Origin of the sequence: Rhizobium sp. LjRoot30, assembly GCF_964253915.1 — a bacterium.
GTDB lineage: Bacteria > Pseudomonadota > Alphaproteobacteria > Rhizobiales > Rhizobiaceae > Metarhizobium.
Map to the genome: position 1 here is coordinate 341,752 of NZ_CAXUSG020000001.1, position 15,043 is coordinate 356,794.

The following is a 15,043-nucleotide window of genomic DNA, read 5'->3' on the forward strand; positions in this document are numbered from 1 at the left end:
TCCCATCGAAAGATCCCTGGGAAAGGCATATTGGTTCTCCAGTCTAATTGATAATTCCGGAAATACATATTGACTTTCGAATTTTAAAAATACGTAATATTAACAAAGGCGTCTTGATGAAATACTTGTGATGTAAATCACTAGAATATTCTTGCGTGTGTGTTTTAATGCTGTATGCGGAGGGAGGTCCGGCAATGGCAACAACATCTGGTCATTTCGCGAATAGCTATACGTTCAAGATTACCGGACAATCCGGAAACTACGGGGCGTATTTCGATTTAATTACCAAGAATGCAATTGCTGCGATCAATTACATATCGGACTACGTTTCGTGGAAGGGTACTCTCGATTTCGTCGTCGAGTTTTCTGCTCCGAAGGGAAGCGGGCTTCTGCCTGCGGTCGGCAATCTCACCGGTGACGGTGTGACGCACGCCATGTACGAGGCGTTGACCGGCAAGGATGCATCAAGCGGTGAGCCCGATGCCGGCGCCCATATCGAGCCAAACACCTCCGGTGCCCTGACCAACTACGGCTATTCACTCTATTTCGATCCGGACCCCAATCCCTCCGTCCATCCGCATGTTCCAACGGGCACGCACGACTTCTTCTCGATCTACGTGCATGAGGTTTTTCACGGGCTGGGATTCTGGTCCACGGCGCAACACGGAGCGTCGAAGTCGGCCTTCGACAAGCTGACCGTCGAACGCGGCGGCCAGTATTTTTTCACCGGCGCCAACACCAAGGCGCTTCTCGGGCAGGATCTGGCGCTCGCGACCATGGGCAGCCGCGACCATTATGCGGCAACCGGCGATGCCCAGTCGGGCCTGATGTTCGAGTGGGGAAACTACGAGGGAAACCGCTGGCAGATTGGCAAGCTCGACCTGGCGATCCTGAAGGATCTTGGCTACACGGTTGCCAACGAAGACAAGCTCAATCTGGTGGATTTGCCGGATGATACGGTTTTTGGCGGAGGCGGCTCCACGGGCGGCGGGCCGCTCGATTTCCACCGCTATGAAGTCACGCGCGATACGTACACCATCCAGCGGCTGGCATCGGACATCGTCGCAGTCTATAAGCCGGATGGCAGTGTGGAAACGCTGACCGGCATCGAGCGCATCCATTTCAACGACGGTTATCTGGCGCTCGATATCAATGGCACGGCCGGCCAGGCCTACCGCATCTACCAGGCGGCTTTCGATCGCACGCCGGATGCCGGCGGCATCTCCTACTGGATCAAGATGATGGATACCGGGATGAGCTTGAAGGACGTCGCCCACGACTTCATCTCGTCGACGGAATTTATGGTCACCTATGGCGCCAACATGTCCAACCAGGCGTTCATCGAGCAACTCTACATGAACGTGCTCAACCGCGCCGGGGAAGCTGCGGGTGTCGATTACTGGACCGGGCGCATGGCGGCCGATCTGACCCGTGCTGATGTGCTTGCCGGTTTTTCCGAAAGTCCCGAAAACGTCGCCGGCGTGGCGCCCGCCATCAGCGACGGCATCTGGTACACTTGATCCGGGTTCAAATCATACGGCAACGCGTGAAAGCGATGCCGTCCAGATGTAACAAACCCGGCTCAGGGCAGTGCGAGGGGCTGGTTCAGCCCCTCGAGAAACGATCAATCGCGCAGCAGTTCGTTGATGCCGGTCTTCGAGCGGGTCTGGGCATCGACGCGCTTGACGATGACGGCGCAATAGAGGTTTGGCGCCGGCTGGCCGTTGGCCATGGTCTTGTCGGACGGCAGCGAGCCGGCGACGACGACGGAATAGGGCGGCACTTCGCCGTAGCTGATCTCGCCGGTGGCGCGGTCGACGATCTTGGTCGACTTGCCGATGAAGACGCCCATGCCGAGCACCGAGCCTTCACGGACGATGCAGCCTTCGACGACTTCCGAGCGGGCGCCGATGAAGCAATTGTCCTCGATGATCGTCGGGCCGGCCTGCATCGGCTCCAGCACGCCGCCAATGCCGACGCCGCCGGAGAGGTGCACATGCTTGCCGATCTGGGCGCAGGAGCCGACCGTCGCCCAGGTATCGACCATCGTGCCTTCGCCGACATAGGCGCCGAGATTGACGAAGGACGGCATCAGGATGGCGTTGGGGGCGATGTAGGCGGAGCGGCGCACGACGCAGTTCGGCACGGCGCGGAAACCGGCCTTCTCGAATTCGTTGGTGCTCCAGCCGTCGAACTTCGACGGCACCTTGTCCCACCACACACTTTCCCCCGGACCGCCCTTGACGATTTCCATCGGGTTGAGGCGGAAGGAGAGCAGCACGGCTTTCTTCAGCCACTGGTGAACCGCCCAGGCGCCGTCCTCGCCGCGGGTGGCGACGCGCACCTTGCCGCTGTCGAGCAGGTTGAGCGCGGTTTCGACGGCATCCCGGATTTCGCCGCGGGTCGAGGTGTTGACGCTGTCGCGGTTGTCGAAAGCGGCTTCGACGGTCTTTTCGAGCGAGGCGAGGTCGGCGATGGTCATGAGAATTCCTTAAACTTCGCGGTCTATCTTGGAGGGTGGGGAAACCGGGGTCGAAATCCGAATTTTGGCCACTTGCTCTACAGTATGATCCGGCAAAATGAAATCATTTTTCCGGCAGATGCTGCCCGGTTCGAGACGCCGGCAGCGCGTGAAAGGCATTGGAAATGGCGAAGTTGAAGAACGGCAAGTTGCGGCGCAAGGACGGGGTCTGGGATCCGCTCAAGGACAGCTCCACCGACAAGCAGCGCGCCGCCGGCGTGCCGAAGACACCGCAATCGGAATCGCCCGCTTACCGTCTTGCTTATGCCGACGAGGATTTCCTCTGCCGCGAGGAACTGCGTCCGGTGCGGCTGCAGCTCGAACTGCTGAAGGTGGAAATGTCGCTGGCCGAGCGCGGCATCAAGTCGACCGTGGTGATGTTCGGCGGTGCGCGCATCCCGGCGCCCGGCATGCAGGCCTGGGCTGCGCGCAACGAGACGCAGCGCCACAACCTCGAAGCGGCTTCGGTCTACTACGACGAAGCCCGCAAGTTCGCCCGGCTCTGCTCCGAACATGCGGCGAAATCGTCCTACCAGGAATATGTCGTCGTCACCGGCGGTGGGCCGGGGGTGATGGAGGCGGGCAATCGCGGCGCTGATGATGTCGGGGCTCCCTCGATCGGCCTCAACATCGTGCTGCCGCACGAACAGGCGCCGAATGCCTATGTGACGCCGGAACTCAGCTTCAATTTCCACTACTTCGCCATCCGCAAGATGCATTTCATGATGCGCGCCAAGGCGATCACGGTGTTTCCCGGCGGCTTCGGCACGCTGGACGAGATGTTCGAGGCGCTGACGCTGATCCAGACCGGCCGCATGGCACCGATCCCGCTGATCCTGTTCGGCAAGGATTTCTGGCACAAGATGATCAACTTCGAGGCGCTCGCCGATTTCGGCACCATCGCGCCCGAAGACGTCAAGCTTCTGCATTTCGTCGATACGGCGGACGAAGCCTGGAAGGTGATCGGCAGCTTCTACGAGCTTGCCTGATTTTCACACACGAAAAACCCGCCCCGACGCTGATCGGAGCGGGCTTTGTCGAACCGGGAACGGGGGTTGGATTACCGGTTCGGCATATCGTCGATGGAGATGACACCGTCCTTGTTGCGGTCGAGGCGGGCAAACATCTTGGTGGCGGCATCGGCCGCCTCCTGCTTGCTCAACTGGCCGTTTTCGTCGGTGTCGGCGACGCGGAACAGCATCGCGCCCTTGCCCCACTTGTTGCCGTGGCGGCCTTCGTCATGACGGTTGCCATGGTGGCGCGGCTTCATGCCGTCGCGGTCGCCATCGGGCATTTTGGCGTCGTCGTTCTGGGCGGTCTCGCGTTCCGCCTTCATCTTCTTCCATTCGGCACGACGCTGTTCGCGCTGCTCCTTGCGATAGGCGCGGAATTCGCCGGGCGTGATCGAACCGTCGCTGTTGGCATCGATAGCGGCAAAGAGTTTTTCGGCGCCGGCCTTGGCTTCTTCCGGCGTGATGCGGCCGTCCTTGTTGGCGTCGTCCTGCTTCAGCATGCGGACATAGGCCACTTCGGGCGACATGCGACCGCCATGACGGGGGGCGGCAAAAGCTTCGGCGGCAACGCCGAGCACGAGTGCCGCAGAAAGGCCCGTCAGTACCAGTTTCTTACCGTTCATCTCTTTTCCTTCCTCGTTTGTCGATAAGGAAAAGATAGGTCGGGCATCGGGTGATGCCCACTTAAACATTGGTAATCTATATGAAATTTCGGTAATGTTGGGTTAGATGAGCTTCGTCAGGAAGGCTGTCAGGTCCTGGGTCACATAGTCGATGTGATCGTCATCCTCACCGGCGATTTCCCAACGTTCGAAGGCATGTTCGAGATTTTGCGGTACCAAAAGGACGGTGCGCATGCCAAGCGCCTTGGGAACCTGCAGGTTGCGCGGCAAGTCCTCGAACATCGCCGCATGGGCGGTATCGACGCGGTGCAGGCCCATGAACTTGTCATAGGTGCTGCCGGCCGGTTTCGGCACGAAGTCGGCGGCGACAATGTCGAAGATGTCGTCGAAATTGTCGAGGATGCCGAGCGCGCGGGCCGTATCCTGCGCATGCTTGACGCTGCCGTTGGTGAAGATGAATTTCCGGCCGGGCAGGGCCTTGATCGCCGCCGCCAGTTCCGGCTGCGGCATCAGCGACGAATAGTCGATGGCGTGTGCCTTCTCGAGGAAATCGTTGGGATCGACCTTGTGGTGGATCATCAGCCCCTGCAGCGTCGTGCCGTGCTCGAGGTAATACTGCTTCTGCAGAACCCGCGCTTCCTCCGGCTCCATCTGCAACAGCGCCGAAACGTAAGCGGTCATGTTGCGGTCGATCTGCGAGAACAGATTGATGTGATGCGGATAAAGCGTGTTGTCGAGATCGAACACCCATTCACGGACATGGTCGAAATCGGCAGCGGTCGGGGCGGTGGTGATCTTGCTCATGGCGCCCTTATGGCACGGCTCGGCAAACAAACAAAATGTTTACTCCTTTTTTCGCCCGAACCGGCCTTGGCGGCCTTTTTGCCGCATGATACCGCCGGTTCATGGAACCCTGGATCGCGATTACCATCACCGCTGCCTTCCTGCAGAATCTGCGCTCGGCCCTGCAGAAACACCTGCAGGGGTCGCTCGGAACGCGTGGCGCCTCCTTCGTGCGTTTCGGCTACGGTTTTCCTGTCGCCATCGTCTATGTGCTCGGCCTGCACCTGATCGGCCACTATGCCTTTCCGGCCTTGAACTGGACCTTCGCGATCTGGTCGGTCATCGGTGGCCTGTCGCAGATCTTCGCGACCATCCTGCTCGTCCATCTGTTTTCGCTGCGCAATTTCGCCGTCGGCACGGCCTATTCGAAGACGGAGCCGGTGCAGGCGGCGATCTTCGGTTTTGTGCTGCTCGGCGAACGGCTGACGATTGGCGCCGTCGCCTCGATCATCGTCGGCGTCTTCGGCGTCATGCTGATTTCCATGGCGCGCCTGCCGCTCTCCTTGCGCAACCTTGTAACGGCGCTGACCGGCCGCACGGCGCTGATCGGCATCGCCTCCGGCGCCGTCTTCGGCATTTCAGCGGTATCCTATCGTTCGGCGTCGCTCTCGCTTGAAGCGCCGAACCCGGTGATGGCTGCCGCAGTGACACTCGCCTGCGTCACCACCTTCCAGACCGTCTTCATGCTCGTCTGGATGCTGCTCAAGGACAAGAGCGAGATCGTCCAGGTGGCGCGGTCCTGGCGTTCCTCCTCGCTGGTGGGGCTTGCCGGCGTGCTCGGCTCGGTCTGCTGGTTCACGGCGATGACGCTGCAGCAGGTGGCCTATGTGCGCGCACTCGGCCAGATCGAACTGGTCTTCACCTTCATGGCCTCGTTCTTCCTGTTCCACGAGCGGGTGAACCGCATGGAAATCATCGGCTGCCTGTTGATCGTCGGTGGCATCGTCGGCCTGCTGTTCCATTGATTCCTTCCGATTGAAGCGCCAGATAAGGCAGGCTATGAAAGGCGGCATCGTCGGCGAGGGAGGCGCGGGATATGGCAAAGGCGGACCTGTCAGCCAAATGGCTCGAAACGCCGATCGGCCCGCTCCTGGTGGTGGCGAGCGATACGCATCTATATGCGATCGAGTTCCATGACGAAGAAGCACAGCCGGATCCGGTCCTGCGCGTCGGTCGCAAGCTCGGCGCGGTCATCCGCATGGACGGCGACAGTCCGGCGCTGGCACAGGCTCTGGACGAGTTGCGTTATTATTTTCTCGGCAAGTCGGCGCAGTTTCACGTCAAGCTGTTCTACGAAGGCTCGGCCTTCGAGCGGCAGGTCTGGGAGCAGCTTCTGCTCGTGCCCCTGGCCGAAACCTGTTCTTACGGCGATATCGCCCGCGCGCTCAATCAACCTTCTGCCGCGCGCGCCGTCGGCGAGGCGAACCACGTCAATCGTATTCCCATCATCATCCCATGCCATCGTTGCATCGGTTCGGACGGCTCGCTGACCGGATATGGCGGCGGTTTGTGGCGGAAGAAATGGCTGTTGCGCCATGAAGGACAAATGCGGCCCGTCGGGCTGTTTGCGGAGGGTTTTTGAATGACACAGGCAGACAAGGCGAAACTGTTCGGTGACTTGCATCGCAAGGGCAATCCGCTGGTTCTCTACAACGTCTGGGACGCCGGCAGCGCCAAGGCGGTGGCGGAGGCCGGAGCGCCGGCGCTGGCGACCGGAAGCTGGTCGGTGGCGGCGGCGCAAGGCTTTGGCGACGGCCAGAAGATCCCGCTTGAGGCGCTTGTCGCCACGGCGAAAACGATCGTTGCAGCCAGCGACCTGCCTTTGTCGGTGGATTTCGAAGGCGCCTATTCGGAAGACCCGGAAGGGGCGGCCGCCAATGTCGGCAAGCTGATCGATGCCGGCGCGATCGGCATCAATTTCGAGGATCAGATCGTCGGTGGGACGGGGCTCTACGCTGTCGAGGCCCAGTCGGCGCGCATCCGGGCGATCCGGGACCTGGCGGATAGCCGCGGCCTGTCGTTCTTCATCAATGCCCGCACCGACCTCTTCCTGAAGGAAAGCGATGGGGCCAAGCATGCCGGGCTCGTCAATGAGGCAATCGCCCGCGGCAAGGCCTATGCAGAGGCGGGAGCCAGCGGCTTTTTCGTTCCGTGGCTCGCGGATGTGCAGCTCATCGAAAAGGTCTGCGCCGCGTCCGGCCTGCCGGTGAACATCATGATGAAACCCGGCGCTCCGGATATCGCCACGCTGTCGAAGGCGGGCGTCGCTCGCGTCAGCTACGGTCCATTCCCCTACCGGGCGATGATCGAATGGCTGAAGGGCCAGGCCGCGGCGGTCTATGCCCCGGCCTGACAGGCAACATCAAAACGGTCAGGGAACGATCAGCGTTCCCGCACCGTGCTCGGTGAAGATTTCCAGAAGCACGGAATGGGCGGTCTTGCCGTTGAGGATGACGACGCCCTGCACGCCGGCCTTGATCGCGTCGATGCAGGTCTCGACCTTGGGGATCATGCCGCCGGAGATCGTGCCGTCCTTGATCAGCGCGCGGGCCTGCGAAACCGTCAGTTCCTTGATCAGTTCCTTGTTCTTGTCGAGAACGCCGGGAACGTCGGTGAGGAACAAGAGGCGCGTGGCATTCAGGGCACCGGCGATGGCGCCCGCAAACGTGTCGGCGTTGATGTTGTAGGTGGCGCCGTCGCGCCCGGGGGCGACCGGGGCGATGACCGGGATCATTTCCGACTTGGCGAGCAGGTCGAGCAGCGTCCGGTCGACTTCCACCACTTCACCGACGAAACCGAGATCGAGCACCCGCTCGATGTTGGAATCGGGATCGACAACGGTCTTCTTGGCCTTTTCGGCAAACACCATATTGCCGTCCTTGCCGCACAGGCCGATCGCCCATTCGCCGGTCTGGTTGATCAGCGCGACGATTTCCTTGTTGATCGAGCCGGCCAGCACCATCTCGACGATCTCGACAGTCTTCTGATCGGTGACGCGCAGGCCGCCTTCGAACTTCGACTCGATACCCATCTTGGAGAGCATAGCGCCGATCTGCGGGCCGCCGCCGTGAACGACGATCGGGTTGACGCCAGACTGCTTCAGCAATGCGATATCGGCGGCAAATGCCTTGCCGAGTTCGGAATCGCCCATGGCGTGGCCGCCGTACTTCACCACGATGGTCTTGTTTTCGTAGCGCTGCATGAAGGGCAGCGCCTGGGCCAGAAGTTGCGCCTGCTTTTCGCTGTCGGAAGCGGTCATGGAGGTCCTCGTCGATTGATCGCGGCCTTTTATCTCAACTTTGTGACAGAGGGAATAATCACGGTGAAACTTTGAGGCCGGCAAAAAGGTATAGGTCGGCAGCGCAAACCTTGTCACATCGACGCGCTACGCTAATATGAATGAGGCCGCGCAAAAGGGTTTCCCGTTTTCATGTCCAGCGATGATGCCAGCCGACTGATCAGCCGTGTTGCTCTCGGTGATCGCGAGGCCTTTTCCGCCCTCTACGCGATGACCAGCCCGAAACTTTTCGGCATCTGCCTGCGTATTCTGTCGGACCGCGCCGATGCCGAAGAGGCGCTTCAGGAAATCTACGTCAAGATTTGGCAGCGGGCGGATCGTTTTGCCGTCGAAAGCGATACGGCCCTTGCCTGGCTTGCGGCAATCGCTCGAAATCACGCCATCGACGTGATTCGGGCCCGCCGGCCGGTGGCGGACAATATCGAAGAGGCTTATGATCTGGCCGATCCGCAACCGGACCCGGAAAGCCATGCGCTTATCAAGGGCGAGGGGCGACGGATTGACAGGTGTATGGAAGAGTTGGAAGCTGATCGCGCTACCGCGGTGAAGCGTGCTTATGTCGACGGATTGAGCTACCAGGAACTGGCGGATCAGTATGCGGTTCCTCTGAACACGATACGAACCTGGCTGCGGCGCAGCCTCCTGAAACTGAGAGAGTGCATGGACAGATGACATCGTCCGATCGCAGCATGGGAGACCGCTCCCGCGACGAAGTACTCGCCGGCGAATATGTGCTCGGCGTGCTCTCGAGCGACGACCGCCGCAAGGTCGAGGCGCGCATGCTGCGGGATCGCAATTTTGCGGCGATCGTCTATCGCTGGCAGGAGAACCTGTCGACCTTCAATGACGACTACGACAGCGAGCAGCCGCCGGCGCGGATCTATCCGCGCATCGAAAAGCGCATCCGCGGTGCCGGAAGTGTTGCCGGTGCCCGTCCCGGCGGCCTGTGGAATTCGCTGGTCTTCTGGCGCGGCCTGACGCTGGCCTCCATGCTTGTCTCCAGCGGATTTGCGCTTCTGAATTCCGACCTCTTTGCTCCGCCGCGCGGGCGTCAACTGGTGGCGCAGATGAGCGGCGAGGGCAATGCCGTCAGCCTCGTTGCCCGTTACGATACGGCAAGCGGCCGCCTGCAGGTCATGCCGGTGGCTGCCGGCAAGCCCGAAGAGAAGTCGCTCGAGTTGTGGCTGATCAAGGGCGAGGACCCGGCCCAATCGCTGGGTATCCTGCCGCAGACGGGCGAGGGCGAAATCGTCGTGCCCGACAACATGCGCCAGCGCTTTGGCGCCGGCGTCGTTCTTGCCGTCAGCGTCGAACCTTTCGGCGGCTCTCCGACAGGCAAGGCGACAGGTCCGGTGATTGCTTTGGGTCCGGCACAGGCGGAATAATCCGCGGCATTCCATTGCCCGACAATTGTTTATCCGTTGGGATGGTGCGGTCCACCAAGCGTGATCGCAAAAAATATCGCAGCCGCGTGAAACTCTTTTCTTCTCCCACTCGTCAATGTTTGTGTTCCCGCTGAGAGGGAACGCAGATCGCTGGCACGAACAGGAGTGTGCCCGGCGCTTCATGACAAGCAAAAGAGAAGAGGAACGAAGCATGTTCAATGCTGCGATGCGTACCGTCGTGCTCGCGACGATGATGACCGCCACAGCCGTTGCCGTTCAGGCGAAAAACCCCGAGGTTGGCGGGGCTGCGATGTTCGAAGACAAGAACATCGTCGAAAACGCCATGAACTCAAAGGACCACACGACGCTGGTCGCCGCCGTCAAGGCCGCCGGCCTGGTCGAAACGCTGCAGGGCAAAGGCCCGTTCACAGTGTTTGCACCGACAAACGCGGCCTTCGACGCCTTGCCGAAAGGCACGGTGGAAACGCTGGTGAAGCCCGAGAACAAGGATCAGCTCACCAAGATCCTGACATGCCACGTGGTGGCTGCCGATGCCATGTCCTCGGCGATCGAGAAGATGATCAAGGACGATGGCGGCACCCATGACGTCAAGACGGTTGGTGGCTGCGTGCTGAAGGCCAAGGAAGACATGGGCAAGATCACGCTCACCGACGAGATGGGCAACGTCGCCCACGTCACCATCGCCGATGTCAAGCAGTCGAACGGCGTCATCCATGTCATCGACAAGGTTCTGTTGCCGAAGATGTGATTTCGACCTAACCTGCCGCCCCTTGGAGTTGGGGGGCGGCAGGACTACCGTTGTCGCCAGGAGGCCAAGATGATGACGCGCCGTTTCCTGCTGTTGGCAGGTGTTGTGTTCTCCGCCTTGTCCGAGATGCGGTTCGCTCGACCGGTCCTGGCGGCAGAGCATTTTGAAATCGACAAGACGCCGGCCGAATGGCGCAAGATCCTCGCCGAACCCCGCTACGCCGTGCTGCGGGAAGAAGACACCGAGCGACCGTTCAGCAGCCCGCTGAACAACGAAAAACGCAAGGGTATCTTCCATTGCGCCGGTTGCGATCTCGCCGCCTATTCATCGGAGACGAAATTCGACAGCGGCACGGGCTGGCCGAGCTTCTGGCAGTCCCTGACGGATGCTGTGCGGTTTCGCGAAGACACGACCTTTGGAATGCGCCGCACCGAGGTGCATTGCCGCCGCTGCGGTGGCCATTTCGGGCATGTCTTCGACGATGGCCCGGCACCAACCCACAAGCGCCATTGCATCAACGGTCTTGCGCTGATGTTTGCGCCAGATAAGCCCGCCTGATCCTCAGAAGGGCAGGCCGACGGTTTCGGCAATTGCCTGACGCAATTCGTCGAGGCCCTTGGCCTTTTCCGACGAGGTGGCGATGACGGCGGGATAGGCGGCCGGGCGCTTCTTGATCTTTTCGAGCGTTTCGGCGACCAGCCGCGGCACGCCGGCTTCCTTGATCTTGTCGGTCTTGGTCAGAACGATCTGGTACGAGACCGCCGCCTTGTCGAGCAGGGTCAACACGTCCTCGTCGTTCTTTTTGATGCCGTGGCGCGAGTCGATCAGCACATAGACGCGCTTCAGCGTGGCACGGCCGCGCAGGTAATCGAAGACGAGCTTGGTCCAGGCGTCCACCTGCGCCTTCGGCGCCTGGGCGTAACCGTAGCCCGGCATGTCGACGAGTGCCATCGGCGGCAGGTCGTCACCTTCGCCGGAATAACCGTCAGGCACGAAATAGTTGAGCTCCTGGGTGCGGCCGGGCGTGTTCGATGTGCGCGCCAGACCCTTGTGGCCGACGAGCGCATTGATCAGCGACGACTTTCCGACATTCGAGCGGCCGGCGAAAGCCACTTCCAGCGGCCCTTCCGGCGGCAAGAATTGCATCGACGGCACGCCGCGGATGAAGATCCATGGGCGACCGAAAATCGGCTTGTCTGCTGCTGGGGTATGTCCGGCCATGCGTCCTGTCAATTTTGTCAATTTTGCCTATTAGCTTCGGCTTCACCGTTTTGGCCGGCAAAGTCAACCCATCTCGGCCGTTTCAGCCCTTCAGCTTCGCTTGGCGATGGAATTCGGCGGTGAGATAGCCGAGCAAAGCGGCAAGGATGAGTAGGCCGCCGACCACCGTGCGCAGTGCCGGGATCTCGCCGTGGATGATCGCGACCCAGACGGGGCCGAGCATGGTTTCGGCCGTGCCGAGCAAGGCAGCCAGCGCCGAAGGAATGAGGCGTGCGCCCATGGCGAAAAGCATCATGCCCAGCCCGAGGTTGAAGGCGCCGAAAATGAACAGCAGTCCCAACTCGCCGTTGGTAACAGTGAGGCTCGACGCCTGGGTGGCGGCAAAGGCGCTGGCGGCAAGGCAGCCGAAGCAGGTGGCCGGGGTCATGCGCACATGCGGATAGCGGCGGGTGATCACGGTGGCGAGCGCGAAGACGAAGGCGGTGAGCAGTGCCAGCGCATCGCCAATCGGCGAGACGGCGCCGGTAAACGAGCCGGAGACCATCACCGCAACACCGACGATGACAAGCGCGATGGCGCACCAGGTAAACAGCGATACCCTCTGGCGAAAACAGATCCAGGTGATCAGGGCCGCAAACAGCGGCACGCCGGCGCCGAGCAGCAGCACGTTGGCGATGGTGGTGTGCGAGATGGCGATGATGAAACAGGTGGCGGCAATCGTGAAACACAGCCCGACCGTGATCCCCGGCCATCCCATGTCGCGAAACAGTTTCACCGTGCCCGCCGGCCCGTCACGCACCAGCATGAAGGCGATGAGGAAAAGTCCGGCAAACAGGCAGCGCCAGAAGACGATGGTCCAGTTGTCGTCGATATGCAGGAAGCGGGCGATGGCGCCGCCAAAGCTCCAGAAAAAGGCGGAGCCGAAGACCAGGGCGACACCGAGGCGTTCGCTGTAGACCGAACCGTGCTGCACTCCGGCCGAGGTCGTCCCCTCCGTCATCCGTTCATCCTCCCGCGAATGCCATTGACGATACGCGCAAACGCCATAGCGGGCCGGTGGTTTCGCGACAAGCCGGTGTCGCGCTTTTTCCATCGGGCCAGTGGATGGCAACAATGGCCGGAAACGAAAAAGCCCCTGACGATCAGGGGCTTTTGTCGCTATTTCGTGGTTGCCGGCTTTCGTCGGAACAGCCCGCGGATATTGTCGATGAGTTCGATCTTGACGCCATGACGCTTCATGATCAGCGACTGCTGCAGGATCGACAGGGTGTTGTTCCAGGCCCAGTAGATCACCAGACCGGCCGGGAAGCTGCCGAGCATGAAGGTGAAGATAACCGGCATCCAGTTGAACAGCATCGCCTGGGTCGGGTCCGGCGGCGTCGGGTTCATGCGCATCTGCAGCCACATGGTGACACCCATGATCAGCGGCCAGACGCCGAGATGCAGGAAGGGCGGCACGTCGTAGGGCAGCAGGCCGAACAGGTTGAAGAGCGTCGTCGGATCGGGGGCGGAAAGGTCCTGGATCCAGCCGAAGAACGGCGCATGACGCATTTCGATGGTGATGTAGATGACCTTGTAGAGCGCGAAGAAGACGGGGATCTGCAACAGGATCGGCCAGCAGCCGGCCACCGGGTTGATCTTCTCTTCCTTGTAGAGCTCCATCATCGCCTTCTGCAGGCCCATCCGGTCGTCGCCGAACTTGGCCTTCAGCTCTTCCATCTTCGGCTGGACCTTCTTCATGTTCGCCATCGAAGCGTACTGCTTGCTGGCAAGCGGGAAGAACAGGCCCTTGACGACGATGGTGGTGATCAGGATGGCGATGCCGAAGTTGCCGAAGTAGCGATAGAAGAAATCCATCATCTTAAACATCGGCTTGGTGATGAAGTAGAACCAGCCCCAGTCGATCATGCGGTCGAAGCGGGGAATGGAGTATTCCGCCTCGTAGCGGTCGATGACCGGAACTTCCTTGGCGCCGGCGAAGACGAGGTTCTTGACCTCGGCAGACTGGCCGGCCGACAGCGTCGTCGCGTCGTCCTTGAAGTCTGCCTGGTAGCGCGGCTGGCCGTCGGTAAAGTGCGAGAAGCGGGTTTCGTAAGCCGTGGTCTGCGGCGGGATGATCGCGGCAGCCCAATACTTGTCGGTGATGCCGAGCCAGCCGCCCGTCGCCTTCGGCGGGGTGACCGGCGCTTCTTCGACCGCGCTGTACTTGGTCTCGTTGAGGCCCTGCTCGCCGAGCACGCCGATGAAACCTTCGTGCAGCACGTAGATGGAGGGCGTCGTCGGCTTGTTGTAGCGGGTGACGCGGCCGTAGGAGGCCAGCGTTACCGGATCGCTGCCGGCATTGGTGATCTTGTCGGTAACCGTGAACATGTAGCGGTCGTCGATGGCGATCGTGCGGGTGAAGGCGACACCCTTTTCATTGGTGTAGCTCAGCGTGACGGGCGTCGTTTCGGTCAGCTTGTCGCCGCTGGCAACCGTCCAGGTCGTGGTCGGGCCGGGCAGGGTGCCGGACGTTGCATCCGGAACGTAACCGAGTTCGGCGAAATAACCGTCATGCGTATCGGCCGGATTGAACAGCGTGATGATCGGGCTCTGCGGATCGACCGTCTCGCGGTAACCCTTGAGCTTCAGGTCGTCGAAGCGGGCGCCGGTCAGGTTGATGGAGCCGGAGAGCGACTTGGTGTCGATGACGACGCGGGCAGACTTCGCCAGTGCTTCCTCGCGGCTGGCCGTCGCGGTGGCCTGGCTCGAACCCGGCAGAGTGCCGGAGGCGGTGCCGGCCGGCGTATCGGCGGTCTGGCCGGTCGTCTGCGTCTGCTGGCTTTGCTGGGCCGCCTGCTGCGCCTGCATGGCCTCTTCGGCCTTGCGCTGCGCCTCGATGCGCGGGTTCATGTAGAGGAACTGCCAGGCGAGCACGATCAGCACGGACAGGGCAATCGCTATAAAGTAATTGCGGTTCTTTTCCATCATACCTTCCTGGGGCGTGCCGCTCCGGACGGCCTCGGTTTCGGCCCGTTCGCGATGCGGTCGGTCAGCTCGCCGGCAAGTTTCTCGAAAGGCGTTTCGAGAACATCCCGCCGGGCGACGATCACATAGTCATGTCCGGGCTTCATTGCAAACTGGGCGGAAAGCCGCACGGCTTCCCGGAGGCGTCGTCGCATGCGGTTGCGTTCCACCGCATTGCCTTGCTTCTTCGTAACGGTAAAACCGACACGCGGCGCCTGTTCGGGGGTTTTGTGGTCGAGCACTTCGATGAGGACATATTTCCCCCGAAGCTTCTCCCCCTCCCGGACAGCAAGAAACTGCGGCCGGCTTTTCAGCCGCCCGGCAGTTGATTTTGGTGCATCATGCGTCATTCGCCCGCGTCTCT

The 15,043-nt window shown here is 61.1% G+C and carries 17 protein-coding genes; 9 read left to right on the top strand and 8 right to left on the bottom strand.

The genetic code is table 11. The annotated features are described in order from the left end of the window. Positions 1-194 precede the first annotated feature (194 nt). Positions 195-1,520 carry a DUF4214 domain-containing protein gene (locus ACSQ3I_RS01735; protein ID WP_435995618.1) on the top strand — a complete coding sequence of 442 codons (1,326 nt, stop codon included), beginning with the start codon at positions 195-197 and terminating at the stop codon, positions 1,518-1,520. A 104-nt stretch (positions 1,521-1,624) separates the two neighbouring features. Here the strand turns inward: ACSQ3I_RS01735 and dapD are convergent, their stop codons facing one another. Continuing rightward, complete coding sequence (gene dapD, locus ACSQ3I_RS01740) at positions 1,625-2,482, bottom strand: 2,3,4,5-tetrahydropyridine-2,6-dicarboxylate N-succinyltransferase (RefSeq protein WP_435995619.1); 858 nt, start codon at positions 2,480-2,482, stop codon at positions 1,625-1,627. Positions 2,483-2,646: 164 nt separating this feature from the next. On the opposite strand from dapD, the gene ACSQ3I_RS01745 reads away from it, so the two are divergent. Further along, positions 2,647-3,510 (top strand): LOG family protein, encoded by an 864-nt coding sequence (locus ACSQ3I_RS01745; protein ID WP_435995620.1) that lies wholly within the window; start codon positions 2,647-2,649, stop codon positions 3,508-3,510. Between the two features lie 71 nt (positions 3,511-3,581). Here the strand turns inward: ACSQ3I_RS01745 and ACSQ3I_RS01750 are convergent, their stop codons facing one another. Together ACSQ3I_RS01750 and ACSQ3I_RS01755 are read right to left on the bottom strand one after the other, a co-directional pair. Then, positions 3,582-4,157: an EF-hand domain-containing protein gene (locus ACSQ3I_RS01750; protein WP_435995621.1), complete on the bottom strand. Its 576-nt coding sequence runs from the start codon at positions 4,155-4,157 to the stop codon at positions 3,582-3,584. Positions 4,158-4,259: 102 nt separating this feature from the next. Further along, complete coding sequence (locus ACSQ3I_RS01755) at positions 4,260-4,961, bottom strand: pyrimidine 5'-nucleotidase (RefSeq protein ID WP_435995622.1); 702 nt, start codon at positions 4,959-4,961, stop codon at positions 4,260-4,262. Positions 4,962-5,062: 101 nt separating this feature from the next. Between ACSQ3I_RS01755 and ACSQ3I_RS01760 the strand changes: the two genes are divergently transcribed. The 3 genes from ACSQ3I_RS01760 (at position 5,063) to ACSQ3I_RS01770 (ending at position 7,353) form a co-directional block, all read left to right on the top strand. Then, a complete protein-coding gene (locus tag ACSQ3I_RS01760; protein WP_435995623.1) occupies positions 5,063-5,965 on the top strand; it encodes an EamA family transporter in 903 nt (300 codons plus the stop codon). 71 nt (positions 5,966-6,036) lie between these two features. Continuing rightward, the gene (locus ACSQ3I_RS01765) at positions 6,037-6,582 is read left to right on the top strand and encodes a methylated-DNA--[protein]-cysteine S-methyltransferase (protein ID WP_435995624.1); all 546 of its coding nucleotides are present in this window, start codon (positions 6,037-6,039) and stop codon (positions 6,580-6,582) included. Continuing rightward, positions 6,583-7,353: an isocitrate lyase/PEP mutase family protein gene (locus ACSQ3I_RS01770; RefSeq protein WP_435995625.1), complete on the top strand. Its 771-nt coding sequence runs from the start codon at positions 6,583-6,585 to the stop codon at positions 7,351-7,353. 18 nt (positions 7,354-7,371) lie between these two features. Here ACSQ3I_RS01770 and argB read toward each other — a convergent pair whose 3' ends face one another. Further along, positions 7,372-8,259 (bottom strand): acetylglutamate kinase, encoded by an 888-nt coding sequence (argB, locus tag ACSQ3I_RS01775; protein ID WP_435995626.1) that lies wholly within the window; start codon positions 8,257-8,259, stop codon positions 7,372-7,374. A 171-nt stretch (positions 8,260-8,430) separates the two neighbouring features. Here argB and ACSQ3I_RS01780 point away from each other — a divergent pair, with 171 nt between their 5' ends. The 4 genes from ACSQ3I_RS01780 (at position 8,431) to msrB (ending at position 11,010) form a co-directional block, all read left to right on the top strand. After that, the gene (locus tag ACSQ3I_RS01780) at positions 8,431-8,970 is read left to right on the top strand and encodes a sigma-70 family RNA polymerase sigma factor (RefSeq protein ID WP_435995627.1); all 540 of its coding nucleotides are present in this window, start codon (positions 8,431-8,433) and stop codon (positions 8,968-8,970) included. Beyond that, positions 8,967-9,683, top strand: coding sequence for an anti-sigma factor (locus tag ACSQ3I_RS01785; protein ID WP_435995628.1), 717 nt, complete (start codon positions 8,967-8,969; stop codon positions 9,681-9,683). The genes ACSQ3I_RS01780 and ACSQ3I_RS01785 overlap by 4 nt, the downstream gene beginning before the upstream one ends. A gap of 211 nt (positions 9,684-9,894) precedes the next feature. Then, positions 9,895-10,452 (top strand): fasciclin domain-containing protein, encoded by a 558-nt coding sequence (locus ACSQ3I_RS01790; RefSeq protein ID WP_435995629.1) that lies wholly within the window; start codon positions 9,895-9,897, stop codon positions 10,450-10,452. A 69-nt stretch (positions 10,453-10,521) separates the two neighbouring features. Continuing rightward, positions 10,522-11,010: a peptide-methionine (R)-S-oxide reductase MsrB gene (gene msrB, locus ACSQ3I_RS01795; RefSeq protein WP_435995630.1), complete on the top strand. Its 489-nt coding sequence runs from the start codon at positions 10,522-10,524 to the stop codon at positions 11,008-11,010. 3 nt (positions 11,011-11,013) lie between these two features. On the opposite strand, the gene yihA is transcribed toward msrB, so the two are convergent. The 4 genes from yihA to rnpA form a co-directional block, all read right to left on the bottom strand. Continuing rightward, on the bottom strand, positions 11,014-11,673 hold the full coding sequence (gene yihA, locus ACSQ3I_RS01800) for a ribosome biogenesis GTP-binding protein YihA/YsxC (RefSeq protein WP_435995631.1): 660 nt from the start codon (positions 11,671-11,673) through the stop codon (positions 11,014-11,016). Between the two features lie 82 nt (positions 11,674-11,755). Then, a complete protein-coding gene (locus ACSQ3I_RS01805) occupies positions 11,756-12,673 on the bottom strand; it encodes a DMT family transporter (protein WP_435995632.1) in 918 nt (305 codons plus the stop codon). Positions 12,674-12,831: 158 nt separating this feature from the next. Next, entirely contained in the window at positions 12,832-14,640 is a 1,809-nt protein-coding gene (gene yidC / locus ACSQ3I_RS01810) for a membrane protein insertase YidC (protein ID WP_435996252.1), read from the bottom strand. Then, a complete protein-coding gene (gene rnpA, locus ACSQ3I_RS01815; protein WP_435995633.1) occupies positions 14,640-15,029 on the bottom strand; it encodes a ribonuclease P protein component in 390 nt (129 codons plus the stop codon). Before rnpA ends, yidC begins: the two co-directional genes overlap by 1 nt. Positions 15,030-15,043 lie beyond the last annotated feature (14 nt).